This window comes from Bradyrhizobium sp. UFLA06-06 (assembly GCF_054820065.1).
On sequence record NZ_JADFUD010000094.1, the window covers coordinates 1 to 22,964 of the forward strand.

Annotated in this window: 24 protein-coding genes; 17 read left to right on the forward strand and 7 right to left on the reverse strand. The window is 64.2% G+C overall.

Going from position 1 to position 22,964, the window contains the following annotated elements:
- The 16 genes from IF803_RS39615 to IF803_RS39690 form a co-directional block, all read left to right on the forward strand.
- Nucleotides 1-982, forward strand: a 982-nt coding sequence (locus IF803_RS39615; RefSeq protein ID WP_461195850.1) for a PHA/PHB synthase family protein, incomplete at its 5' end; no start/stop codon positions are given.
- Between the two features lie 26 nt (nucleotides 983-1,008).
- Nucleotides 1,009-1,605, forward strand: coding sequence for a GNAT family N-acetyltransferase (locus IF803_RS39620; RefSeq protein WP_461195851.1), 597 nt, complete (start codon nucleotides 1,009-1,011; stop codon nucleotides 1,603-1,605).
- Between the two features lie 181 nt (nucleotides 1,606-1,786).
- Nucleotides 1,787-2,263 (forward strand): phasin, encoded by a 477-nt coding sequence (locus tag IF803_RS39625; protein WP_028331816.1) that lies wholly within the window; start codon nucleotides 1,787-1,789, stop codon nucleotides 2,261-2,263.
- A 215-nt stretch (nucleotides 2,264-2,478) separates the two neighbouring features.
- On the forward strand, nucleotides 2,479-3,762 hold the full coding sequence (locus IF803_RS39630; RefSeq protein ID WP_461195852.1) for a DUF445 domain-containing protein: 1,284 nt from the start codon (nucleotides 2,479-2,481) through the stop codon (nucleotides 3,760-3,762).
- Nucleotides 3,763-3,952: 190 nt separating this feature from the next.
- Nucleotides 3,953-4,723, forward strand: a complete 771-nt coding sequence (locus tag IF803_RS39635; protein WP_411783101.1) for an esterase/lipase family protein — start codon at nucleotides 3,953-3,955, stop codon at nucleotides 4,721-4,723.
- 173 nt (nucleotides 4,724-4,896) lie between these two features.
- A complete protein-coding gene (gene paaX, locus IF803_RS39640; protein WP_461195853.1) occupies nucleotides 4,897-5,766 on the forward strand; it encodes a phenylacetic acid degradation operon negative regulatory protein PaaX in 870 nt (289 codons plus the stop codon).
- Nucleotides 5,767-5,842: 76 nt separating this feature from the next.
- The gene (gene paaA, locus IF803_RS39645; RefSeq protein ID WP_461195854.1) at nucleotides 5,843-6,835 is read left to right on the forward strand and encodes a 1,2-phenylacetyl-CoA epoxidase subunit PaaA; all 993 of its coding nucleotides are present in this window, start codon (nucleotides 5,843-5,845) and stop codon (nucleotides 6,833-6,835) included.
- A gap of 13 nt (nucleotides 6,836-6,848) precedes the next feature.
- Nucleotides 6,849-7,136 carry a 1,2-phenylacetyl-CoA epoxidase subunit PaaB gene (gene paaB / locus IF803_RS39650; RefSeq protein ID WP_024579339.1) on the forward strand — a complete coding sequence of 96 codons (288 nt, stop codon included), beginning with the start codon at nucleotides 6,849-6,851 and terminating at the stop codon, nucleotides 7,134-7,136.
- A 167-nt stretch (nucleotides 7,137-7,303) separates the two neighbouring features.
- Nucleotides 7,304-8,080 (forward strand): 1,2-phenylacetyl-CoA epoxidase subunit PaaC, encoded by a 777-nt coding sequence (gene paaC / locus IF803_RS39655; protein WP_411783104.1) that lies wholly within the window; start codon nucleotides 7,304-7,306, stop codon nucleotides 8,078-8,080.
- The gene (gene paaD / locus IF803_RS39660) at nucleotides 8,074-8,577 is read left to right on the forward strand and encodes a 1,2-phenylacetyl-CoA epoxidase subunit PaaD (RefSeq protein ID WP_411783105.1); all 504 of its coding nucleotides are present in this window, start codon (nucleotides 8,074-8,076) and stop codon (nucleotides 8,575-8,577) included. Before paaC ends, paaD begins: the two co-directional genes overlap by 7 nt.
- A gap of 2 nt (nucleotides 8,578-8,579) precedes the next feature.
- Entirely contained in the window at nucleotides 8,580-9,656 is a 1,077-nt protein-coding gene (paaE, locus tag IF803_RS39665; RefSeq protein WP_461195855.1) for a 1,2-phenylacetyl-CoA epoxidase subunit PaaE, read from the forward strand.
- Between the two features lie 171 nt (nucleotides 9,657-9,827).
- Nucleotides 9,828-10,283 carry a hydroxyphenylacetyl-CoA thioesterase PaaI gene (gene paaI, locus IF803_RS39670; RefSeq protein WP_038383816.1) on the forward strand — a complete coding sequence of 152 codons (456 nt, stop codon included), beginning with the start codon at nucleotides 9,828-9,830 and terminating at the stop codon, nucleotides 10,281-10,283.
- A 20-nt stretch (nucleotides 10,284-10,303) separates the two neighbouring features.
- Nucleotides 10,304-11,635: a phenylacetate--CoA ligase PaaK gene (gene paaK, locus IF803_RS39675; protein WP_461195856.1), complete on the forward strand. Its 1,332-nt coding sequence runs from the start codon at nucleotides 10,304-10,306 to the stop codon at nucleotides 11,633-11,635.
- A 133-nt stretch (nucleotides 11,636-11,768) separates the two neighbouring features.
- Nucleotides 11,769-12,068 carry a GIY-YIG nuclease family protein gene (locus IF803_RS39680; RefSeq protein ID WP_028338783.1) on the forward strand — a complete coding sequence of 100 codons (300 nt, stop codon included), beginning with the start codon at nucleotides 11,769-11,771 and terminating at the stop codon, nucleotides 12,066-12,068.
- A gap of 155 nt (nucleotides 12,069-12,223) precedes the next feature.
- Nucleotides 12,224-13,237, forward strand: a complete 1,014-nt coding sequence (locus tag IF803_RS39685) for a quinone oxidoreductase family protein (RefSeq protein WP_461195857.1) — start codon at nucleotides 12,224-12,226, stop codon at nucleotides 13,235-13,237.
- Nucleotides 13,238-13,350: 113 nt separating this feature from the next.
- Entirely contained in the window at nucleotides 13,351-14,406 is a 1,056-nt protein-coding gene (locus tag IF803_RS39690; protein ID WP_028338781.1) for a YeeE/YedE family protein, read from the forward strand.
- Between the two features lie 164 nt (nucleotides 14,407-14,570).
- Here IF803_RS39690 and IF803_RS39695 read toward each other — a convergent pair whose 3' ends face one another.
- The 4 genes from IF803_RS39695 to IF803_RS39710 all read right to left on the reverse strand — a co-directional run bounded on the left by IF803_RS39695 (nucleotide 14,571) and on the right by IF803_RS39710 (nucleotide 17,817).
- Nucleotides 14,571-15,413 (reverse strand): metal-dependent phosphohydrolase, encoded by an 843-nt coding sequence (locus IF803_RS39695; RefSeq protein ID WP_461195858.1) that lies wholly within the window; start codon nucleotides 15,411-15,413, stop codon nucleotides 14,571-14,573.
- A 1-nt stretch (nucleotide 15,414) separates the two neighbouring features.
- Entirely contained in the window at nucleotides 15,415-15,690 is a 276-nt protein-coding gene (locus IF803_RS39700) for a hypothetical protein (RefSeq protein ID WP_461195859.1), read from the reverse strand.
- A 58-nt stretch (nucleotides 15,691-15,748) separates the two neighbouring features.
- Nucleotides 15,749-16,462 carry a Bax inhibitor-1/YccA family protein gene (locus tag IF803_RS39705; RefSeq protein ID WP_028338779.1) on the reverse strand — a complete coding sequence of 238 codons (714 nt, stop codon included), beginning with the start codon at nucleotides 16,460-16,462 and terminating at the stop codon, nucleotides 15,749-15,751.
- Between the two features lie 455 nt (nucleotides 16,463-16,917).
- Nucleotides 16,918-17,817, reverse strand: coding sequence for a DMT family transporter (locus IF803_RS39710; RefSeq protein ID WP_461195860.1), 900 nt, complete (start codon nucleotides 17,815-17,817; stop codon nucleotides 16,918-16,920).
- Nucleotides 17,818-17,906: 89 nt separating this feature from the next.
- On the opposite strand from IF803_RS39710, the gene pdxR reads away from it, so the two are divergent.
- Nucleotides 17,907-19,364: a MocR-like pyridoxine biosynthesis transcription factor PdxR gene (gene pdxR / locus IF803_RS39715; protein ID WP_461195861.1), complete on the forward strand. Its 1,458-nt coding sequence runs from the start codon at nucleotides 17,907-17,909 to the stop codon at nucleotides 19,362-19,364.
- Between the two features lie 209 nt (nucleotides 19,365-19,573).
- On the opposite strand, the gene IF803_RS39720 is transcribed toward pdxR, so the two are convergent.
- Genes IF803_RS39720 through IF803_RS39730 form a run of 3 tightly spaced genes read right to left on the reverse strand, consistent with a single transcriptional unit; the run spans nucleotide 19,574 to nucleotide 22,821 of the window.
- The gene (locus IF803_RS39720; protein ID WP_461195862.1) at nucleotides 19,574-20,794 is read right to left on the reverse strand and encodes a bifunctional alpha/beta hydrolase/OsmC family protein; all 1,221 of its coding nucleotides are present in this window, start codon (nucleotides 20,792-20,794) and stop codon (nucleotides 19,574-19,576) included.
- A 28-nt stretch (nucleotides 20,795-20,822) separates the two neighbouring features.
- Nucleotides 20,823-21,485: a sulfite oxidase-like oxidoreductase gene (locus IF803_RS39725; RefSeq protein WP_461195863.1), complete on the reverse strand. Its 663-nt coding sequence runs from the start codon at nucleotides 21,483-21,485 to the stop codon at nucleotides 20,823-20,825.
- A gap of 13 nt (nucleotides 21,486-21,498) precedes the next feature.
- Nucleotides 21,499-22,821 carry an MFS transporter gene (locus tag IF803_RS39730; protein WP_461195864.1) on the reverse strand — a complete coding sequence of 441 codons (1,323 nt, stop codon included), beginning with the start codon at nucleotides 22,819-22,821 and terminating at the stop codon, nucleotides 21,499-21,501.
- Between the last annotated feature and the right edge of the window lie 143 nt (nucleotides 22,822-22,964).

Consider the following 22,964-nt stretch of genomic DNA (forward strand, 5'->3'; position numbering starts at 1 on the left):
CTCGAGCTCCGGCCCGTCGCTCGGCTCGACGCCGAAGGACGTGCTGTATTCGCGCGGCACCATGAACCTCTATCACTACCGGCCGCTGGCCGACGAAGTCTATCGCGTGCCCGTGCTGATCGTGATGGCGACCACCAACCGCGGCTACATCCTCGACCTGGTGCCGGGGCAGAGCTTCATCGAGTTCCTGCTCAAGCGCGGCTTCGACGTCTACATGCTGGACTGGAGTGCGCCGAAGCCCGAGGAAAAATCGCTGCGCATGGAGGATTACGTCCTCGACTTCATTCCGGAATCGGTCCGCCGCGTGCAGCAGGATTCCGGCGAAAAGGACGTCTCGGTGATCGGCTATTGCTTCGGCGGCGTGCTGTCGCTGCTCTACGGCTCGATCTTCAGCGACGGGCCGATGAAGAACCTGATCTGCTTCACCACGCCGATCGATTTCCGCGAGATGAAGCTGTTCTCGAACTTCGCCGACCGCCGCTATTTCGACGTCGACCGCCTGATCGACAGCACCGGCAACATGCCGCCCGAACTGATCCTGCAATCGTTCGACATGTTGCGGCCGGCCGCCCGTGTCGTCGGCCAGATCCAGCTCTGGGACAACATCTGGAACGACGAGTTCGTCAAGTCGTACCGGATGTTCGATCGCTGGGCGACCGACACGTTGCCGCTCGCGGGCGAATATTTCCGCGCCATCACCAAGGACCTGATGTGGGACAACAAGCTCTACAACGACACCATGACGGTCGGCGGCCGCGAGGCGAAGCTTGCCGACATCAAGGTGCCGATCCTGCATGCGGTTGCCGAGCACGACCACATCGTGCCGTATGATGCGGCAAAACATCTGATCACAAAGATCGGCTCCGAGGACAAGGAGGAGGTGATGCTGAAAGGCGGTCACGTCTCGCTGGTCGCCGGCGCCAACGCAATCAAGCGGCTGTGGCCGAAACTGGACTCCTGGCTGGGCAAGAGATCGACCTAAGAAGGGTCGACTTGAGAGAGATCGACATGACCGAACAACGTTCCTATCCGCGCCGCGTCAAGACCGAAGCGGGCGACATCGAGTTTCGCCTGATGATTCGGGACCACGAGGCTGCGGTGCTGGCTTTCGCGCAGAAGCTGCCGTCGCATGATCTCTTGTTCCTGCCGCGCAATATCAGCCAGCCGAAGGTGCTGTCGGCCTGGATCAACGAGATCGAGCGCGGCGACATCACGAGCCTGCTCGCGATCAGGGACGGCAAGGTGGTCGGTTGCGGCACCCTGGTGCGCGATCCGCACTCCTGGTCGCCGCATGTCGGCGAGATCCGGATGGTGGTGTCGCTCGACGTGCGCGGGCAGGGCGTCGGCCGGGCGCTGTCGCAGGAGACCTTCGCCATCGCGCTCGGTGCCGGGCTGGAGAAGTTCTCGGTGCAGATGACCGTCGACCAGCGCGCGGCGATCGCGCTGTTCGAGAGCCTAGGCTTCAAGGCTGAGGCCCTGCTGCGCGACCATGTCCGCGACGTCGAGGGCAAGACCCACGACATCGTCGTGCTCGGGCACAACGTGGCGCAGGTCCGGGCACAGATGGAGGCTTACGGGGTCTCTGACGCGGTCAGTGGTAATTAGGAACCGGTTCCTGCTGGTTCTCTAGGCAATCTGCCGGATCTTCGTGCTCTTCACAGGTTCGTGATATCGCGCTGCAACATAGATGTTGCGACGCACCATGAGGTGTGTCATAACACCGTTGCCCCGGGCCAAACCGGACGGGGTGAGCCCATAGCTCAAACCTGAGGATGGAGAGACCCCAATGACCACCGAAACCAATTCCGTGCTGAACAGCGTCAAGGAAGCCTTCGCGCCCGTCACCGAGGCGTTCACCAAGCTTCAGAACCTGGAAGTTCCGGAAGCTGCCCGTGAGTTCGTGAAGAAGCAGGCCGAGGCCGCCAAGACCCGCGCTGCCGATGCCTATGCCGGCTCGGAGAAGGTGACCAACGTGATCGAGTCCGCTGTTGCCGGTTCGGTGACCGAAGCCGCCAAGATCAGCCGCAACATCCAACAGGCGATCTACCAGGACGCCGAGGCGTTCTTCGCCGGCATCGACAAGCTCGCGTCCGCCAAGTCGCTGAGCGAAGCCGCCCAGATCCAGTCGGAGCTGGCCCGTGCGCGTGGCGAACTGTTCGTCTCGCGGGCGAAGGCCACTACCGAGTATCTCGGCAAGCTCGTCACCGATGGTGCGAAGACCGCGCAGGACAACTTCGCCAAGGTCTACGGCAAGACCGCCTGATCGCGCTTGCACTGACCGACTGCCCTTTTCGAAGGCCCGCCATTTGCGGGCCTTCTTTTTTGGCGGTGTCCTTCATAGCTCATGTGTCCACCGTCATTCCGGACGACGCGAAGCGGCGATCCGGAATCTCGAGATTCCGGGTTCGTGCTTCGCACGCCCCGGAATGACGGCGGTGGGGCCATGCTATGCTTCGTTCGTCACCCCTGCGAAACCCCATGACCCTTCCCGCCACCCTCATCGCAACGCCAGTCGACGTCGAACGCGCGGCCGAGCTGCGGCGCGTCAAGTGGCTGGCGACCGGCGTGCTGGCGGCAACCTTCATCATCTTCATCGCAGCGAAAGCGCTGCTGCCGGTGCATCCGGTGTTCGGCTTCATCGCGGCATTTGCCGAGGCCGCGACCATCGGCGGGCTAGCCGACTGGTATGCCGTCGTCGCTTTGTTCAAGCGTCCGCTCGGGCTGCCGATCCCGCACACCGCGATCATCCAGAGCAATCAGGCGCGCATCGCCGAGAAGCTCGGCGAGTTCATCGAGAACAATTTCCTGGAATCCGGGCCGGTCGAGGCCAAGCTGCGCGAGATCGATTTCGGTTCGTTCATCGCCGACTGGTTGCGTGACCGCAAACGTTCGGAGGATCTTGCCCGCTTCGTGCTGCGGATGCTGCCCGAGGCATTCGCGGCGACCGAGAGCTCGGGGCTGATGCAGTTCATCAGCCGCCGCGTCACGACGCAGGTGCTCTCGATCGACCTCGCGCCGCTTGCGGCCGGCGCGCTGCGCGGTTTCGTGCAGGAGGGCAAGCATGGCGGCCTGCTCGACGACATCCTGCGCGTGCTGCACCAGACGCTGACGCAGCAGGAGACCATGGCCGTGATCCGCGACAAGGTCCGCGCCGAAATGCCGACGCTGCTCAGGCTCTATCGCGCCGACAAGTTCGTGGTGAACCGGATCATCGCTTCCGCCACGAAATTCTTCGAGGAAGTGCGCAACGATCCGCAGCACCCGTTCCGCGGCGAGTTCGACCGCATGCTGCTGTCCTTTGTCGACCGGCTCGGCAGCGACAAGGCATTCGCCGATCGCATCGACGGTCTCAAGCGCGATCTGATGGCGCGGCCGGAGCTGGCCAATCTCGGGCGCACCATCTGGGCCAACGTCAAGGACTTCATCGAACGCAGCGCCTCGGGCGAGTCGCAGGTGCTGCAGCATCAGCTGGCGCGAATGCTGGTCGAGGCCGGCGACGCGCTCGACGGCGACGCCGACCTGCGCGGCGAGATCAATCAGGGCCTGGTGGCCATCCTGCGCACCGTCGTCGCCGAGCAGAAGAGCGGCGTCTCGGGCTTCATCGCCGACCAGATGAAGAGCTGGGACATGGAGCAGCTGATCTCCCTGATCGAGGTCAATGTCGGCAAGGACCTGCAATACATCCGCTTCAACGGTGCGCTGATCGGCGGGCTTGCCGGCCTCGCGCTTTACACCCTGGAGTACACGCTGCGGCTGCTGTGACCGATTGGGCACGAACGTCACTTTAGTTGTGGCAAGTGTGACCTGGACCGCTTGCACGAAAGTATCCGGTTCCCTAGCTTTTCAGGACAGATTGTTGCGTTGCGGAACGATTCCGCCGGGTTTGCGTCAATTCCGTTGACCCATTCTCGTTGGTCCCATTGCCGGCGGCCCTGCCGGAAGAGGAGCTGAAATGTCCGTTGCTGCGCAGACGCTACGCCCACCGTCCAGGACGCTGATGTTTCTGGAAGGCCGCGCCATTCACGAGCTCGGCGCCTTTCTTGGTGCATTGCCGCTGCTCAGCCTCGCGCCGCGCGGCGATGGGCATCCGGTGCTGGTACTGCCGGGGCTGATTGCCTCCGATATGTCGACCCGGCCGCTGCGCGACTTTCTCAGGAGCAAGGGTTACGCCGTCAGCGGCTGGCGCCAGGGCCGCAATCTCGGGCTTCGCGCCGGCGTGCAGGACGGGATGGTCGAGCTGCTGCAGGAGATGAATGAAACGACCGGCCGCAAGGTCTCGGTGGTCGGCTGGAGCCTCGGCGGCCTCTACGCGCGCCAGCTCGCCAAGATGATGCCGGAGCGCGTGCGCCAGGTGATCACGCTCGGCAGCCCGTTTGCCGCCGGCCCGAAGTCGACCAACGCCTGGCGCGTCTATGAGATGGCCAGCGGCCGGCGCGCCGACGAGGAGGACCAGCGTTTCGGCGGCTCGCTCGCCAGCGCGCCGCCGGTGCCGACCACCGCGATCTTCAGCCGCACCGACGGCGTCTGCGCCTGGCAGGGCTGCCGCGAGCAGTCCTCGTCGATGACCGACAGCATCGAGGTCGAGAGCAGCCATTGCGGGATGGGTCATCACCCGGCCGTGGTCTACGCGGTCGCCGATCGCCTTGCGCAGAAGGAAGGCGAGTGGGCGCCGTTCGATCGCAGCGGCTGGCGCAGCATCGTTTATCCCGATCCGAATCGCTGAGATCGCCTCCACGTCCATGGTTCGAGACGCGCGGCGTTGCCGCGCTCCTCACCATGAGGACCAAAGCCAGACCTCATCCTGAGGAGCGGCCTTTTGGCCGCGTCCCGAAGGATGCAGCCCGGCTGCTGGCTCGAACATTGTCGTGAATCGACAAAACGCGCTATGCGTTGCGCATGCCCCAGCCGCTTGCCCGCATCGTCGATCAGCTGAAGCGCGAGCCGTCACGCACGGGCTCGATCATCATCACCGTGTTCGGCGATTCCATCGTGCCGCGCGGCGGCTCGGTGTGGCTCGGAACGCTGCTCGAATTCTTCAAGTCGCTCGACATCGACGGCAATGTGGTGCGCACCGCGATGTCGCGGCTCGCCGCCGACGGCTGGCTCGAACGCAACAAGGTCGGCCGCAACAGCTTCTATCGGCTCAACGCCAGGGGCCGGCAGACCTTCGACACCGCAACGCGGCACATCTACGATCCGCCGCCGTCGGACTGGACCGGCCGCTTCGAGCTGCTGCTGATCGGCAATGCCGAGGATCGCGACGCCGCGCGCGAGGCATTGAAGAATGCCGGCTTCGGCAGCCCGCTGCCCGGCGTGTGGGTCGCGCCGTCGGGCGCGCCGATCCCAGATGAAGCGTCGCGTGCGATCCGGCTCGAAGTCTCCGCGGAGGATGACAGCGGGCGCCGGCTGCTCAGCGAAAGCTGGCCGCTCGACCGCACCGCGGATGCCTATCTGAAGTTCATGAAGACGTTCGAGCCGCTGCACGGCTCGATCATCCGCGGCGAGACGCTGAGCGACGCCGACGCCTTCACCGCGCGCATTCTCTTGATCCACCATTACCGCCGGGTCGTGCTGCGCGATCCGCTGCTGCCGTATCAGCTGCTGCCAAAGGATTGGCCGGGCAGGGCCGCGCGCAAACTCTGCGGCGAGATCTATCGCGGGCTGCTTTCGCCGTCGGAACAATGGCTTGACGACCATGCGACCAACGAGGACGGGCCGCTGCCGAAGCCCAACGGGGCGGTGGCGCGCCGTTTCGAGGGCGTCTGAACGTATTACAAAAACTTCTTGCATTTGAAAATTTATGTTATATATTCCTGCCTAACAACACATTGGGAGGTCGGCCATGTATACGCAGGCGCTCAACTCATCCGACGGCGATGATCGCGGCGTCGAGGATGCCGCCCGCGCCAGTCAGTTCCAGGCCCGCATCGATGCCGACGAACGCATCGAGCCGAACGACTGGATGCCCGCTGCCTACCGCAAGACGCTGACCCGGCAGATTTCCCAGCACGCCCATTCCGAAATCGTCGGCATGCTCCCCGAGGGCAACTGGATCACCCGCGCACCGTCGCTGCGCCGCAAGGCCGCGTTGCTCGCCAAGGTGCAGGACGAATGCGGCCACGGTCTCTATCTCTACGCCGCCGCCGAGACGCTCGGCACTTCGCGCGAAGAGCTGGTCGACGCGATGCTCTCGGGCAAGGCGAAATATTCCTCGATCTTCAACTATCCGACGCTGACCTGGGCCGACATCGGCACCATCGGCTGGCTGGTCGACGGCGCCGCGATCATGAACCAGATCCCGCTGTGCCGCTGTTCCTACGGTCCCTATGCGCGCGCGATGATCCGCGTCTGCAAGGAAGAGTCGTTCCACCAGCGCCAGGGCTTTGAGATCATGGTGACGCTGTGCCGCGGCACCGCGGAGCAGAAGGCGATGGCGCAGAACGCGCTCGATCGCTGGTGGTGGCCGGTGCTGATGATGTTCGGCCCGCCGGACCAGGTCAGCCAGCACAGCGACACCTCGACCAAATGGAAGATCAAGCGCTTCTCCAACGACGAGCTGCGTCAGAAATTCATCGACGCCACCGTGCCGCAGGCCGAGTTCCTTGGGCTCACGATCCCCGATCCCGGCATGAAGCAGAACGCGAACGGCAATTGGGAACACAGCCCGATCGACTGGGACGAGTTCAAGCAGGTGCTGGCCGGCAACGGCCCCTGCAACCGCGATCGCCTCGCCGCGCGCCGCAAGGCGCATGCGGAAGGCGCCTGGGTGCGCGAGGCCGCGATGGCCTATGCCGAGAAGCGCAAGAGCCGCCAGCTCGCGCAAGCCGCAGAATAAGGGAGCGCTAGAGATGGCCACGCCGAACGTTCCGCTCTGGGAAGTCTTCATCCGCAGCCGCAATGGCCTCGCGCACAAGCATGTCGGCTCGCTGCATGCGGCGGACTCGACGCTCGCCCTGCAGGCGGCGCGCGACATCTACACCCGCCGCGGCGAGGGGTTGTCGATCTGGGTGGTGCCCTCGAACGCGATCACCGCGTCCGATCCGTCCGAGAAGGGCATGATGTTCGAGCCGGCGGAATCCAAGATCTACCGCCACCCGACCTTTTACGACGTCCCCGACGAAGTCGGGCACATGTGAACTTCACTCCCCCTCATGGTGAGGAGCGCGCAGCGCGTCTCTGGACGATGCTTCGCACCGCCAGGCGAACCATGAGGCCCGTGCAGTGACCGCGGTCCATCCTTCGAGACGCGCCTTCGGCGCTCCTCAGGATGAGGCTCGAATGTGTCGATACAGGATATGAGAACATGGCAACCGCCAACATCGAAGTTTCCGAAACGCCGCTGGTGCTCTACGCGCTGCGCCGCGCCGACGATGCGCTGATCCTCGGCCATCGGCTGTCCGAATGGTGCGGCCACGCGCCCGCGATGGAAGAGGATATGGCGCTCGCCAATATGGGGCTCGACCTGCTCGGTCAGGCCCGTGAGCTCTACAGCTACGCGGCCAAGGTCGAGGGCCGAGGCAACGACGAGGACAAGTTCGCCTATCTGCGCGACGTCAGGCAGTACCGCAACCTGCTGCTGGTCGAGCAGCCGAACGGCGACTTTGCCCGCACCATGGTGCGGCAGTTCTTCTACGCGGCATTCGCCGATCTCTACTGGCGCGCGATGATGGCCTCGTCCGATCCGACATTTGCCGCGATCGCGGCAAAATCGGAGAAGGAGAGCGCCTATCATGTCAGGCATTCGTCGGAATGGATCGTCCGGCTCGGCGACGGCACCGAGGAGAGCCACCGCCGCGCGCAGGGCGCGATCGACGATCTCTGGGCCTATACCGGCGAGATGTTCGCGGTCGACGATAGCGAGCGCGGCCTGATCGACGCCGGCATCGCGATCGATCCCGCGGCACTAAAGCCACACTGGCTGAAGACGGTTACGGGCATCGTCAACGAGGCGACACTGTCGCTGCCATCGGGCAACTGGATGCAGCAGGGCGGCCGCAGTGGCAGCCACAGCGAACATCTCGGCCATCTCCTCAGCGAGCTGCAATCGATGCAGCGGACCTTTCCGGGTGCGACATGGTGATCGTTGCGCTCAGCGATGCCGATCTGCGCCGGCGCGCCTGGAGCGCGGCCGCGCAGGTGGTCGATCCCGAGATTCCGGTGCTGACCATCGCCGATCTCGGCGTGCTGCGCGACGTCGCGGTCCACGACGGTCATGTCGAGGTCGCGATCACGCCGACCTATTCCGGCTGTCCCGCCATGAACATGATCGCGCTCGAGATCGAGCTCGCGCTGGAGCGTGAAGGCATTCATCGCCCGAAGGTCCGCACCGTGCTGTCGCCGGCCTGGACCACCGACTGGATGAGCGAGGACGGCCGCCGCAAGCTCAAGGAATACGGCATCGCGCCGCCGCTGCCGGGCTCCTCGCGCCGCGCGCTGTTCGGCGAGCAGGCGGTCGCGTGCCCGCAATGCGGGTCAGGCGATACCGAACTGCTCTCCGAGTTCGGCTCGACCTCCTGCAAGGCACTGTGGCGTTGCAGGAGTTGCCGTGAACCCTTCGACTACTTCAAGTGCCATTGACCATGTCGACACCACGATTCCACCGCCTGTCCGTCAGCGATCTGCGCCGCGAGGCGTCGGACGCGATCTCGATGACTTTTGCGATCCCCGACGATTTGCAAGGCGACTACCGCTTCACGCCGGGCCAGTATCTGACGCTGCGCACCACGATGGACGGCGAGGAAGTTCGCCGTTCCTATTCGATCTGTTCCGGTCCCGATGACGGTGAATTGCGCATCGCGGTGAAGAAGGTCGACGGCGGCGCATTCTCGAACTGGGCCGCCGACGAGCTGAAGGCCGGCGACGAGCTCGACGTGATGACACCGACCGGCCGCTTCGGTGTCGCCCACGCGCCAGGCGAGGCGCGGACCTATGTCGGCTTCGCCGCCGGCAGCGGCATCACGCCGATCCTCTCGATCATCAAGGGCGTGCTGGCGCGCGAGCCGGACAGTCGCTTCTTCCTGTTCTACGGCAACCGCTCGACCGAAGGCGTCATGTTCCGCGAGGCGCTGGAGGAGCTGAAGGACCGCTTCATGCAGCGGCTCTCGGTATTCCACGTCATCTCGGGCGAGGAGCAGGACATTCCGATCCTGCACGGTCGGCTCGACGGCGAGAAGGTGCGGGTGCTGCTACGCTCGCTGGTGCCGGCTGAAACGGTCGATCACGTCTTCGTCTGCGGCCCGGCCGCGATGAGCGAGACCATCGAGGCGACTTGCCGCGAGATCGGCATCGCCGACGAGCGTATCCATGTCGAACGCTTCGTCTCGGAGTTCGGCGGCAAGCCGCGTCCGAAGGTCGTCGTTCCCGCCGGCGCGCCGCCGAAGGCAATTGCCGGGCTGATCATCGACGGCAAGCGCCGCGAGGTCCCGGTAGCCGACGGCGAGTCGATTCTCGACGCTGCGCTGCGCGCCGGCATGGACCTGCCGTTCGCCTGCAAGGGCGGCATGTGCTCGACCTGCCGCGCCAAGCTGGTCGAAGGCGAGGCACCGATGGATCTGAATTATTCGCTGGAGCCGTGGGAGCTGAAGGCGGGGTTCATCCTCACCTGCCAGGCCAAGCCGTGCTCCGAGAAGGTCGTGGTCGACTACGACCACGTCTGATTGTTGATTGTCATTCCGGGGCGCGAAGCGAACCCGGAATCTCGAGATTCCGGGTTCGATGCTGACGCATCGCCCCGGAATGACGGAAGTAGTGTTGACGTTGCACACACAGCACTCGAAATTTGACACCAAGAGGCCCTCCACAACGGGCCCGCGCACAGGGAGTTCGATGTGAACGTGAAGGCCACGCTATCGCCCGAGGATGTCGCCCGCGCTTGCGCCGACGCGATGTGGAAGGAAGACGACGCCAGCAAGGGTCTCGGCATGGAGCTCGTCGAGATCAGGCCGGGGCAGGCGGTGATGGCGATGACGGTACAGCCGCACATGGTCAACGGCCAGCGCATCTGTCATGGCGGCTACATCTTCACGCTGGCCGATTCAGCCTTCGCTTTTGCCTGCAACAGCCGCAACGATCGCGCGGTGGCGGCGCAGGGCAACGTCACTTTCATCCGGCCCGGCAAGCTCGGGGATCGTCTGGTGGCGACCGCGCGCGAGATCTCGCGCAGTGGCCGCTCGGGAATCTACGACGTGAGCGTGACCTCCGGCGACAGCGTGATCGCCGAATTCCGCGGGCATTCGCGCGTGATACCGGGCACCTGGCTGCCCGACACGGACATCAAGGGATAAAGGCTTCAGGGGAAACGTCGATGGCAACGGCAAAGCTCAAGGTTAGGGATAGCGGTTATCACGCCGAGCTCGATGCGGCGGAACGCGCCTCGCGCGACGAGATCATGGCGCTGCAGACCAGGCGGCTGGCCTGGTCGCTCAAGCATGCCTATGACAATGTCGCGCACTACAGGAAGGCGTTCGATGCCGCCGGCGTGCATCCGTCCGATTTCAGGCAGCTTCCCGATCTCGCCAAATTCCCGTTCACGGTGAAGACGGATCTGCGCGACAATTATCCCTTCAACATGTTCGCGGTGCCGCGCGAGCAATTGGTGCGGGTCCATGCGTCCTCGGGCACGACCGGCAAGCCGATCGTGGTCGGCTACACCAGGGCCGACATCGACACCTGGGCGGATGTGATGGCGCGCTCGATCCGCGCCGCCGGCGGCCGCACCGGCATGCTGATGCACAATGCCTATGGCTACGGCCTGTTCACCGGCGGCCTCGGCGCGCATTACGGCGCGGAGCGGCTCGGCTGCACGGTGATCCCGATCTCGGGCGGCATGACCGAGCGGCAGGTGCAGCTCATCAACGACTTCCGGCCCGACATCATCACGGTGACGCCGAGCTACATGCTGGCGATCCTCGACGAGTTCAAGCGGCAGGGCCTCGACCCGCGCAAATCGTCGCTCAAGTTCGGGATCTTCGGCGCCGAGCCCTGGACCAACGCGATGCGCGTCGAGATCGAGCATGCCTTCGACATGGACGCCACTGACATCTATGGTCTGTCTGAAGTGATCGGTCCCGGCGTCGCGCAGGAATGCGTGGAGACCAAGGACGGTCTGCATATCTGGGAGGATCACTTCTACCCCGAGGTGATCGATCCCCTGACCGGCAAGGTGCTGCCCGATGGCGAGAAAGGCGAGCTGGTGTTCACCTCGCTGACCAAGGAAGCTTTTCCGATCATCCGCTATCGCACCCGCGATTTGACGCGGCTGTTGCCCGGCACGGCGCGGCCCGGCATGCGGCGGATGGAGAAGGTGACCGGCCGCTCCGACGACATGATCATCCTGCGCGGCGTCAACGTGTTCCCGACCCAGATCGAGGAAGCGCTGCTGGCGACCGACTGGTGCGGCGGTCACTTTGTCATCGAGCTGACCCGCGAGGGCCGCATGGACGAGATGACGGTGCTTGCCGAAGCCCGGCCCGAGAGCTGGGACGGCGAAGGGCTGACCGCGCACGCCGAGAAGGTCTCCGCCTTCATCAAGAACACGATCGGCATCTCGACCCGCGTCCGCGTCGTTGCGCCCGAGACGCTGGAGCGTTCGCTCGGCAAGGCGAAACGTGTTTACGACAAGCGGCCGAAATCCTAACTTTATCCCCTCATGGTGAGGAGGCGCAAAGCGCCGTCTCGAACCATGAGGCCACGCCGGTGGCTCCATCCTTCGAGACGCCGCTTCGCGGCTCCTCAGGATGAGGGCGAGAGGCGAAGACGCGGTGGGAAGGATGGCGGAAGGAGCGTTCCTTTATATACTCCGATGCGCGGATGGCAGCTTTTACATTGGAATAACGCGTACGGCATTGGAAATCAGAATTGCTCAGCACAATGCCGGAACACTCGGCGGCTACACGGCGACGCGTCGCCCGGTGACGCTGGTTTTCTCTCAATGGTTCGATCGCATAACGGACGCGATCGAGAATGAACGCAAGCTCAAGAAGTGGAGCCGGGCGAAAAAGGAGGCCTTTGTGCGTGGCGACTTCGTCGCCTTACGGGAGCTTTCTGCGCGTCGATCGCCGCATTCCTAAACTCCACCTTCCGGGGTAGACTAAGCGCTCTCTCGTGCTTGCCGGATCAGCCCTCTTAGTCTAATCGACAAGTTCGTTAGTTGCGGGCACAGCCACCATGGAGCCGATCCATAAGGGCTTCAATTCGGCACCATGCCCTTCGGCCGGAGACACGGATGCAATCCGCTTCCAACCCAGACAGTCGCGCGGTCGACGCCCGCTGCGTGCGCCTGCTGACGAAGGCGGAGAACGCGGCGGCGGTGGCGCCGGTGGTCGAGACTCATGCACTTTCGCGCGGCGACAACGACGTCTTGATCGAGGTGAGGGCGGCGGCGGTCAATCCGTCCGATGTGAAAGCCGCGACCGGGCTGATGCCCTATGCCGTCTTCCCGCGCACCAGTGGTCGCGACTACGCCGGTGTCGTGATCGATGGCCCGGCTGAATTCATCGGGCGTGAGGTGTTCGGCTCGTCCGGCGACCTCGGCATCCGCCGCGACGGCACCCATGCCACGCATCTGGCGGTCGAACGCGATGCCGTGGTGGAAAAGCCCGCCGGCATTTCCTGGGACGAAGCCGCCGGGATCGGCGTGCCCTTCGTCACCGCGATGGAGGGCCTGCGCCGCGCCGGCCTGCCGAAGACGGGCGAGAGCGTGCTGGTGATGGGCGTCAACGGCAAGGTCGGGCAGGCCGCGGTGCAGATCGCGAGCTGGCACGGCGCGCGCGTGATCGGCGTGGTGCGCAAGAGCGAGCCCTATGAGGGCCACAGCAATTCGCCGGTCGAGGTGATCGACGCCTCGACCACCGACGTCGCCGCTCGCGTGCGCGAGCTGACCGGCGGCAAGGGCGCCGACATCGTCTACAACACGGTCGGCGATCCCTATTTCCAGGCCGCGCACAAGTCGCTGGCGCTGCGCGGCCGCCAGATCCTGATCGCGGCGGTCGATCGCATCGTGCAGTTCAACATCCTCGAATTCTACCGCGGCCAGCACACCTATGTCGGCATCGACACGCTTGCGCTGTCGTCGGTTGCGACCGGCGAGGTGTTGCGCGAGCTCGCGCCGGGCTTTGCCGGCGGACATCTGAAGCCATTCCCGATCAAGCCGAGCGCGATCTATCCGCTGGAACAGGCCAAGGCGGCGTTTGTTGCCGTGGCAGGCTCGTCGCGTGACCGCGTGATTTTGCGGCCCTAATTCCACCCGTCATTGCGAGGAGCGAAGCGACGAAGCAATCCACTCTCTCCCGCTCGCGGTGATATGGATTGCTTCGCTTCGCTCGCAATGACGAAGGCAATTGAAGGACTTCCATGGACCCCGCCACGATCGTCATCCTCGCCGCCCTGATCATCGGCCTGATCTATGGCTCGGTCGGGCTGCTCAGCGGCTTCTGCATGATGAGCGGCCTGCGCGGCTGGTGGGCGGAGGGCGACGGCCGCTTGGCGCGCACCTATGCGCTGGCGATGGGGGTTGCGATCGCCGCCTCGCAGCTTTTGGCGGCGGCAGGCCTCGTCGATCTCGGCAAGTCGATCTATCTGCAACCGTCCTTCTCGGCGCCGGTGATGTTCCTCGGCGGGCTGCTGTTCGGTTACGGCATGGTGCTGTCGAACGGCTGCGGCTCGCGGGCGCTGGTGCTGCTCGGGCGCGGCAATCTGCGTTCCTTCGTGGTCGTGATCGTGCTCGGCATTTTCGCCGAGATGACGCTGAAGGGCCTGATCGCCCCGGTGCGGATCGCGATGGTGCAGGCCTCGCAGGCCACAGTCGCCGCCAATTCGGTGCCGTCGCTGCTGGCAAGCATCGGCCTCGGCGCGGTGCCGGCGCGGATGATCGCGGCGTCAGCGCTATCAGCCGTCCTGATCATCTTCGCCTTCGCCCATGCGCCATTCCGGAAATCATTCGGACAGATCGCGGCCGGCCTGATCGTGGGCCTGCTGGTGGCGGGCGGCTGGTACGCGACCGGCTATCTCGGCGCCGACGATTTCAATCCGGTGCCGGTAACCTCGCTGACCTTCATCGCGCCGATCGCCGACGCCTTGCAATATGTGATGCTGTCGACCGGCTCGACGCTGAATTTTGGCATCGTCACCGTGTTCGGCGTGTTCGCCGGCAGCCTGATCACGGCCATCGCCACCGGGCGCTTTCAGCTCGAAGGCTATCGGTCGCCGCAGCACATGTTGCGCTCGGCGAGCGGCGCCGCTCTGATGGGCGCCGGCGGCGTGATGGCGTTCGGCTGCTCGGTCGGGCAGGGGCTGACGGGACTGTCGACGCTCTCGCTGTCGTCCCTCATCGCGATCGCCGGCATCATGCTCGGCACCGGCGCCGGCCTGCGCGGCGCGCTGCGAGTGAGGCCGCTCGCGACGGCCTAGGGCGTTCACTCATAACCGTCGGCTTCCAGTCATAAAGCGGAAGTTGCCCAGTTCGGTAGTTATCGGCGGCTTATGACCCGAACCTGATCCATTGGTAGATTCTGGCAAACCACCTGCGCTCGTGGTCGGCACTGTCACCATGTTCAGCTACGAGACGGCGCCAATTACGGCTGCGGTCCCGACAGATTCATCTCACGCTCCGCCCGAAACACGTTACCATAGAGAGTTGCTATCCATTGACGGCCGCGAGAAGTGACATTGAGGTAGCGTATCGCCGTTTGAATTTGGGGAGCAGCGGTCTTCCAGTAAAATTGGGGATACTTATAAACGATGTCTGCCGGCGTCGCGTAGCCCAGCGCTTTGTTGAGCCCGACCTCTTCAAATTCGTAGAACAGCGCGTTCGACTTCCTCAGATAGTGGGGATCGCCGAGCTGCCCGATAAGATCGGCGGCCCGCAGCAGCAACCCCTCTTCTTCTATCAGACTGTCGTTCGAGGATAGCGTATAAGGAAAGCGGGTATATTCGATTGCCCGGGCCACACGGTTCGCATCCAACTCTTCTGAGTCCAGGCGCTCGAGGACGAACAATTTCGAACGGTCCACGTGATACGGTGCAAGCGCGGCATCGGACGATCCGCGAGGCAGACGAATGGTGCCGCCATTTACATCTGCGATAAAGGACTCGTCTTCATCTCCTTGAACAACGCCGCGAACGTACCCGATGTCATGGGTGAGGCACGCCAGAATGAAATTCGCATAATCGTTTGCTGTCGTCGGCCGCAACAGCGCACGTCCGGTTAAGATGTCGTGTCCGGCAAGGGTAACGAGCAATGTATGCTCAATGTTGTGGTACAGGGCGTCGCTGTTACCGATGCACTCCAACGTGAGCTTCGCCGCAAACGGAAGCAGCTCAGTCAAACCGGCATGTGAAGCGCCAAACCGGTCCTTCGTTTCCGCCGTTAGAAACGACCCCAAGGCTTGCGATACCAGTTCCGGAACTGTGATCATTTCAATATCCCTTCAGCTTGCGCAGCAATGATACGTCGAGCACTCGATGTCGGGCAGGGTTGGGAGTATCTAACGATCTCAGCGGAGCAACTCTATAGTAGCCGGCCCCCGCCCGTTGATCTGGATCGATGTAGGCGCCCGGGTCACTGCCCTTTTCGGAAGTGCCGCGCAGGCTATCGAAAGCGTCGGAGGTGAAGCGGAAGTTACGGTTGCGCGTTCCGACTTCCGAGTTGACCCTCAGCAGACATTCCCACGCCAAAGCGCCCTTGTTATTCAATCGTCGCGCCTCATCGCGCAGTGGCGAGCGGATCGCACTCGAGAATGACGGTCGTAGTCTAGCGTCGGCCGCCCATCAGGCGCAGCATCATCATGAACAGGTTGATGAAGTTGAGGTAGAGTGACAGCGCACCCAACACTGCCTTGCGGCCGGCCGAAGTGGTGTCATCGCCGCCGTCGTACATCCCCTTGATCCGCTGGGTATCGTAGGCCGTGAGCCCCGCGAAGACGCCGACTCCGATAATGGAAATCATCCAATCGAGCCCGCTCGATCTCAGAAACAGATTGACCAGGCTAGCGATAATGATGCCGATCAAGCCCATAAGCAGGAACGTTCCAAATCCAGACAAGCTTCGCTGGGTACTGTAGCCCCAGATACTGAGCGCGCCGAAGGCCGCCGCTGAGATGAAGAACACTCTGGTGATCGAGGACTGTGTGTAAATGTGGAAGATGGTCGACAATGAAATCCCGACCAGGGCCGCATAGAGGAAAAACAATCCTCGCGCAGCTTCCACCGACAGCGTGTTGATTCGTGCACTGATAAAGAACACTAGTCCCAGTGGCGCCAGCATTAGCACCCACATCAGCGGACTTTGAAGCAATTCAGGGCCGGTGAACTGATAGGTCAAAAACGCTGCAGCGCCGGTCAAGCCAACGCCGGCGGCCATGTAATTATATACGCGCAGCATAAAAGCGCGAAGGCCGACGTCTATCGCTATGGCGCCGTTTGCGGGGAAGCCCGGCGCAGCTGCATTTCGATCATAGTTCGACATGAGTTGTGTCCTTCTTGAAAGGCTCCTGTGGGAAGTAGCCGACTGTACTCGTGATGTGCGGCTTCATTACCGGGGAGACGGTGCACTCATGATCGCTCCCACGTTTCGGTAACGCCCGGCGAGGTCGCCTCCGCCTTGGTACCGAAGATTGCGCTCATGAACTTGAACAAAAATGCTCATCCCTGAGTCCAACATCCTTCGGTACGTGTTGGGCGGCGCTTCCTGGCCGACAGCGTAGTGGCCGGCCGGTGGCAGCGGTCTTGATCTGGATCAATACTAATTGCTCAATCGCGCCCATTGCCGTTTCGCGATGTCGTTGCCCGCGCGCCGACGAGGCGATCGATTGAGCTGGCCATGTCCGCATTTGGCCCAAGGCCGACATGCAGTGACGTCGGTTTCGACATCAGCTTCCGAGACCGAAGCAGACGTGGCGAATTTATGAGTACAGGCCCTGACTAGGCCCGCGACGGCGCGTCCGCGAGCGAGCTCAGCGCGATCCCGCCGACGATCAGAGCCGCGGCAATCGCCAGCGAGAGATCGATCGGCTCGCCGAGCAAGAGTGCCGCGGTCACGATGCCGACGATCGGCGTCGCTGTCGTGCCGAGCGAGGTCGTCAGCGCCGGCAGGCTCTTATTGACAACAGACATCGCCCAATAGGCCAGCGCCGTACCGATGAAGCCGGAATAGAGGAACAGCAGCAGGAGGTGCGGCGACCATGTCACCGTGGGCACGCCTTCGGTGACCAGCGCCGACGTCGTCAGCACCAGCGTCGCGACCAGCACCTGCCACAGCAGGAGCTGCAGCGGCGTCGCGATCCAGCGGTGCGAGCGGATATAGATGATGTTCGCGGCCCAGCAGATCGCGGCGATGATGATCATGCCGGCGCCGGCGAGGACGTGCAGATTGCTCCAGTCCAGCGACGCCGGGTTGAGGATCACGCAGAGCCCGGCGAGTCCGAGCGCGACGCCGACAAGCTTGAGCGCGCCGAGCCGTTCGGTACGCGCGGCGGCCGCGGCCAGCGCGACCCACAGCGGCGTGGTGTAGCCGAGCACGACGCCCTTGCTGGCCGGGAGATAGCGCAGGCCGGCGGCGACCAGCGTCGAGAAGAACGTCATGTGCAGCAGCGCCACGCTGAGCACGACCGGGACATCGGCGATCCGCGGAATGATCAAATTGCCGCTGGCGCGCAGGATCACCAGCAGCGCGATCAGGGCGACCCAGCTGCGGATCGAGGCGGTCCACAGCGGCGGCACCGCTTCGACCAGCGATTTCGTGACCGACCAGTTGATGCCCCAGGCCAGCACCACGACGACGAACAGGGCGGCGGCCTTGGCGGGGGAGAGTGACTGGTCCACGGCAGAATCCTTGCGGGCGATACCGCTTGTGAATAGGATCAGGCTGGCTCTCTCGAAAGAGCCAGATGTTGTAGAACGAGGGAGCCAGATTGATCTTCGCCGAATTGCTCGCGCTGAAGCGATCGGACGATGCCGGGCTGGCCGCGCAGCTGACCCAGCAGCTGCGCGCGCTGATGGCGAGCGGCCGGATCCGGAGCGGCGCCATGCTGCCGTCGAGCCGCGGCCTTGCGGCCGAGCTCGACGTGGCGCGCAACACCGTGACGCATGCCTATGAGCAGCTGGCGGCCGAAGGATATCTGCGGGTCGCGGCGCGGCGGCGGCCGGTTGTGACCGACGATATCGAAGCGCGCTTCGCCAAACCTGCGCTGGCGCCAAAGCGCGAGGCCGCCCGCAAACCATTGCTGTCGCCCTGGGCCTTGCAGCTCTCCGACACCGATTGGCCGCTGTCCTACCAGGCGGATTTCCGGCCGCTCCGCCCCGGGCTTGCGGATGCGCGCGAGTTTCCGCACGAGATCTGGGCGCGCTGCCTGCGCCGCAGTGCGCTGCGCCGCCGCTTCAACGACCAAACCGTAGTCAACCGGCCAAGTCTGCGCGAATCCTTATGCGACTACCTTGAAGTCAACAGAGGCGTGCGTGCCGAGGTCGATCAGATCCTGATCCTGCCGACGGCGCAGGCGGCGCTGACGCTGATTGCCGCGACCACCATCGCCGCCGGTGATGCGGTGTGGACCGAGGATCCCGGCTATCCCGGCGCCGCGGCGGCGTTTCGCGCCGCCGGTGCCGACGTCGTCGGTGTCAGGCTCGATCAATGGGGCATGATGCGGATGCGCGCGACGCGCGCGCCGAAGCTCATCTTCGCGACGCCGTCGCATCAGCACCCGACCGGACGGGTGATGCCGGTCGCGCGCCGCACCGAACTGTTGGCTTCCGCCGAGCCCGGCAAGGCCTGGATCGTCGAGGACGATTACGACGGCGAGTTTCACTATGACAGCCGCCCGATGCCGGCGCTGCAGGGCCTCGATCGCGAGGGACGCGTGCTCTATCTCGGCACCTTCGCCAAGGCGATGACGGCCGATATCCGCATCGGCTATCTGGTGGTGCCGCCACAGCTGGCACGGACGATGGAGATCGCGCAGCGCCATCTCGGGCTGATCGCCTCCGTGCATGTCCAGGAAGCGTTGGCCGGCTTCATGGCCGACGGGCATTTCCTGGCCCATGTCAGGCGGATGCGGCGCATCTATCGCGCGCGCCGCGACCACCTCGCTACGGCGCTGGCGCGGCAGCTCGGCGAGGTGCTCACGGCCGAGGTCCCGCCTGGCGGCATGCAGCTGATTGCCCGTTTCAGGGACGGCGCCGCCGACCAGAGCGCAGTCGCGCGGCTGGTGGCCGCAGGGGTCGAGGTGCGCGCGCTGTCGAGCCTCGCGCTGGAGCGGCCGCGCGACCACGGCCTGTTGCTCGGCTTCGCCGCCTGGCGCGAGAACGAGATCGGCGCCGCGGTGCGGATCATGGCGAACTGCCTGACCGGGAAGCGCGCGGCGCGTGGGTAGAGGGGTGCTCGCACGATTTCGGAATAATGGAAGAATATCCCTGAGTTGCCCGACGTGTCAAGTTGCCTTGTAGAGCGCCGGCGGCCGCCGGCACCTTTGCATGGGGTTGTTTTCGATATTTTTCAGCGCGCCCCTGCGACGGCCGCAGGCGGGAGGGGGACGCAGCCGACATGCTGCTACGGCTCGGCCCATCCCGCTGCGTCGCAGGCTTATTCCGCGGCCTTGGTGACGATCCGCACCTCCGACGTCAGCGTCTTGTGCACCGGGCATTTGTCGGCGATCTCCATCAGCCGCTTGCGCTGGTCGGCGTCGAGTTCGCCCTCGATCCTGATGACGCGGTCGATCTGGTCGAGCATGCCCTCGCGCGTCTCGCACTCCTCGCAATCCTTGGCGTAGATCTTGCTGTGCGTAAGCGTCACCGTGACGCGATCGAGCGGCAGCGACTTGCGGTCGGCATACATCCGCATCGTCATCGAGGTGCAGGCACCTAGCCCGGCCAGCACGAAGTCGTAGGGGCCGGGACCGGAGTCCTGGCCGCCGACCGCGACCGGCTCGTCGGCCAGCATGCGATGCGGGCCTGTCGTGACGATCTGCTGAAACTTGCCGGCCCGGGTCTCCTGCACTACGACGTTGCGCGGCGCTGTGCCGGTATCTGCCGCCGGCTGCGGCGCGAGTTCGATGTAGCGTTCGGCCCAGGCGCCGATCACGTCGGCGACATAGGCGGCATCCTGCTTGCCGCTCAGAAGATGATCGGCGCCGGCAAGCGAGACGAAGCTCTTGGGGTGCCTGGCGGCGCTGAAGATATGCGTGGCGTTGTCGATGCCGACGGTGTCGTCGGTCGGCGAATGCATGATCAGCAGCGCCTTGTGGAGCTGCTTCACCTGCGCTATCAGATTCTGCTCGGCGACATCGTCGAGGAATTCTCGCTTGATGCGGAACGGGCGGCCGGCGAGCGAGACTTCGCCTTCGCCCTGCGCGCGGATGTCCTCGATCCGGTCCTTGAAGAAATGCGTGACATGGACGGGATCGGAGGGGGCGGCGATGGTCGCGACCGCCTTCGCCTCGGGGATTTGACCCGCGGCGGCGAGGATCGCGGCGCCGCCGAGGCTGTGGCCGATCAGGATCGCGGGTGCCTTGCGCGTCTCGCGCAAATGGTCGGCGGCGCGGACCAGATCGGCGACGTTCGACGTGAAGGTCGAGTTGGCGAACTCGCCCTCGCTGGAGCCGAGGCCGGTGAAGTCGAACCGCAGCGTGGCGATGCCTTTCGCCGCAAGCGCAACCGCGATGCGCTTTGCGGCCAGCACGTCCTTGCCGCAGGTGAAGCAGTGCGCGAACAGCGCGTAGGCCTTGATCGGCCCGTCGGGCGTGTCAAGCGCGGCGGCCAGCTGATGGCCGCCCACACCGGTGAATTGAAAGCGTTCGTGCGGCACGGGCAGGCTCCATCATCTTGTTGGTTTGTCAGTCGCCAGAATAGCGCTGTTCGGCCCAGGGATCACCGCGATTGTGATAGCCACGGACCTCCCAGAAGCCCGGTGCATCCTCGGTGAGGAATTCGATGCGCTGCAGCCACTTCGCGCTCTTCCAGAAATACAGATGCGGCACCACGAGCCGCACCGGACCGCCATGCTCCTGCTCCAGCGGCTTGCCCGACCAGCTATGTGCGAGCAGCGCGTCCTCGGCGGCAAAGTCCTCGAGCGGCAGATTCGTCGTATAGCCGTCATACGAATGCAGTGCGACGAACCGCGCATCCTCGCGCGGCTGGCAGGCGGCGAGCAGGTCGCGGGTGGCGAGCCCCTCCCATTGATTGTCGTAGCGCGACCAGGTCGTGACGCAGTGGATGTCCGAGACGAATTGCGTCTGCGGCTGCGCCATGAACTGCTGCCAGGTCCAGTAGATGGTCTGCTCGACCGCGCCGTAGACGTCGAGCCGCCAGCGCTCCTGGGAGATGTTCGGCATCAGCCCGAGATCGAGCACCGGCCAGTCCGCCGTCAGATGCTGGCCCGGCGGCAGGCGCTGCTCCTCCGGGCGGGTGACCTTGCCGGTGAGGAATTTGCCTTCGCGTGCCCAGCGCTGCTTGCTGCGCGTCAGCTTGCTCTCGGACGGTTCGTTATCGTCGGTCATGAGCGTTGCGCCGTCACTCGTGGCGATGCATCGCGGAGTCGCGCTTGGTGTCGCGCATCGTCGAATAGATCAGCAGCGACAGGAAGATCATGCCGCTGAGATAGTAATAGAACCAGTCCTCGTGCCCGATGCTCTTGAAATAGAGCGCGACCGCGGGCGCGGTGCCGCCGAAGATCGACACCGTGATGGCGTAGGGCAGGCCGACGCCGAGCGCGCGGACATTGGTCGGAAACAGCTCGGCCTTCACGATCGCGTTGATCGAGGTGTAGCCGGCGACGAAGATCCAGGCGCCGCAGATCAGAAGGATGGCCATGAACGGCGACTTGGTGTCTTTCAGCGCGGTCAGGATCGGGATCGTGCCGAGCGTGCCGGCGATGCCGAAGAAGATCAGCAGCGGCTTGCGGCCGATTTTGTCGGAGAGCCCGCCATAGATCGGCTGCAGGATGGTCGCGAAGATCAGCGAGCCGAAGATCACGAAGGTGCTCTGGTCCTCGGTGAGACCGACCGACAGCTTCACGAATGTCTGCATGTAGGTGGTGAAGGTATAGAACGCCGCGGTGCCGCCGGCGGTGAGGCCGACCACCAGCAGCAATTCGCGCGGATAGTTCAACAGGCCGACGATCGAGCCGGTCGGCTTGGAGACTTTCTTGGCCTCCTCGAAGGCCTCGGTCTCATGCAGGTTGCGCCGCATCACCGCGGCAACGATCGCGAGCATGGCGCCGATCACGAACGGAATCCGCCAGCCCCAGGCCTTCAGCTCGTCCGGCGTCAAAAACACCTTCTGCAGCAACAGCAGCACGATGATCGCGGTGAGCTGGCCGCCGATCAGCGTGACGTACTGAAAGCTGGAGTAGAAGCCGCGGTGCTTGGGATCGGCGACCTCGCTGAGATAGGTGGCGCTGGCGCCATATTCGCCGCCGAGACTCAGGCCCTCGATCACGCGGGCGAGCGCCAGGATCGCCGGTGCGGCAATGCCGATGGTGGCATAGGTCGGCGTCACCGCGATGATCAGCGAGCCGAAGCACATGCAGACAACGGACAGTGTCAGCGACAGCCGCCGGCCATAGCGATCGGCGATGTAGCCGAACAGCCAGCCGCCGAGCGGGCGCATCAGGAAGGTCGCGGCAAACAGCACGGCGGCATTGAGCTGCTGCACCACCGGGTCGCTGTGCGGGAAGAATGCCGGAGCGAAATACAGCGCAAACGCGGTGTAGGCGTAGAAATCGTACCACTCGACGAGATTGCCGACCGAGCCGATGAAGATCGCCTTCACCCGCCGCTCGACGTCGTGGATGTCGAGATGATCGCTCGCGGGCTGAGCGGTTTGTTCGGACATTGCATTGCTCCCGGACTCATCGGTTCGATTCCGGGGCAAGCTACCTCATTGGGTGACGTGATGTAACCGCTGTCCGGTTCCTCAGGCGTTGTTGCCGAACAGAACAGGCAGTTGACGCGGGCCGCGCACCGTGCCTTCCGACC

Excerpts from the sequence above, each read along its gene's own strand:
- IF803_RS39625 (WP_028331816.1), top strand. The coding sequence starts at position 1,787 with ATGACCACCGAAACCAATTCCGTGCTGAACAGCGTCAAGGAAGCCTTC.
- paaE (WP_461195855.1), top strand. The coding sequence starts at position 8,580 with ATGTCGACACCACGATTCCACCGCCTGTCCGTCAGCGATCTGCGCCGC.
- IF803_RS39695 (WP_461195858.1), bottom strand. The coding sequence starts at position 15,413 with ATGATCACAGTTCCGGAACTGGTATCGCAAGCCTTGGGGTCGTTTCTA.
- IF803_RS39690 (WP_028338781.1), top strand. The coding sequence starts at position 13,351 with ATGGACCCCGCCACGATCGTCATCCTCGCCGCCCTGATCATCGGCCTG.
- IF803_RS39630 (WP_461195852.1), top strand. The coding sequence starts at position 2,479 with ATGACCCTTCCCGCCACCCTCATCGCAACGCCAGTCGACGTCGAACGC.
- IF803_RS39725 (WP_461195863.1), bottom strand. The coding sequence starts at position 21,485 with ATGACCGACGATAACGAACCGTCCGAGAGCAAGCTGACGCGCAGCAAG.
- paaB (WP_024579339.1), top strand. The coding sequence starts at position 6,849 with ATGGCCACGCCGAACGTTCCGCTCTGGGAAGTCTTCATCCGCAGCCGC.
- paaX (WP_461195853.1), top strand. The coding sequence starts at position 4,897 with ATGCCCCAGCCGCTTGCCCGCATCGTCGATCAGCTGAAGCGCGAGCCG.
- IF803_RS39680 (WP_028338783.1), top strand. The coding sequence starts at position 11,769 with ATGGCGGAAGGAGCGTTCCTTTATATACTCCGATGCGCGGATGGCAGC.
- paaC (WP_411783104.1), top strand. The coding sequence starts at position 7,304 with ATGGCAACCGCCAACATCGAAGTTTCCGAAACGCCGCTGGTGCTCTAC.
- IF803_RS39730 (WP_461195864.1), bottom strand. The coding sequence starts at position 22,821 with ATGTCCGAACAAACCGCTCAGCCCGCGAGCGATCATCTCGACATCCAC.
- IF803_RS39685 (WP_461195857.1), top strand. The coding sequence starts at position 12,224 with ATGCAATCCGCTTCCAACCCAGACAGTCGCGCGGTCGACGCCCGCTGC.
- paaK (WP_461195856.1), top strand. The coding sequence starts at position 10,304 with ATGGCAACGGCAAAGCTCAAGGTTAGGGATAGCGGTTATCACGCCGAG.
- paaD (WP_411783105.1), top strand. The coding sequence starts at position 8,074 with ATGGTGATCGTTGCGCTCAGCGATGCCGATCTGCGCCGGCGCGCCTGG.
- paaA (WP_461195854.1), top strand. The coding sequence starts at position 5,843 with ATGTATACGCAGGCGCTCAACTCATCCGACGGCGATGATCGCGGCGTC.
- IF803_RS39705 (WP_028338779.1), bottom strand. The coding sequence starts at position 16,462 with ATGTCGAACTATGATCGAAATGCAGCTGCGCCGGGCTTCCCCGCAAAC.
- IF803_RS39620 (WP_461195851.1), top strand. The coding sequence starts at position 1,009 with ATGACCGAACAACGTTCCTATCCGCGCCGCGTCAAGACCGAAGCGGGC.
- IF803_RS39635 (WP_411783101.1), top strand. The coding sequence starts at position 3,953 with ATGTCCGTTGCTGCGCAGACGCTACGCCCACCGTCCAGGACGCTGATG.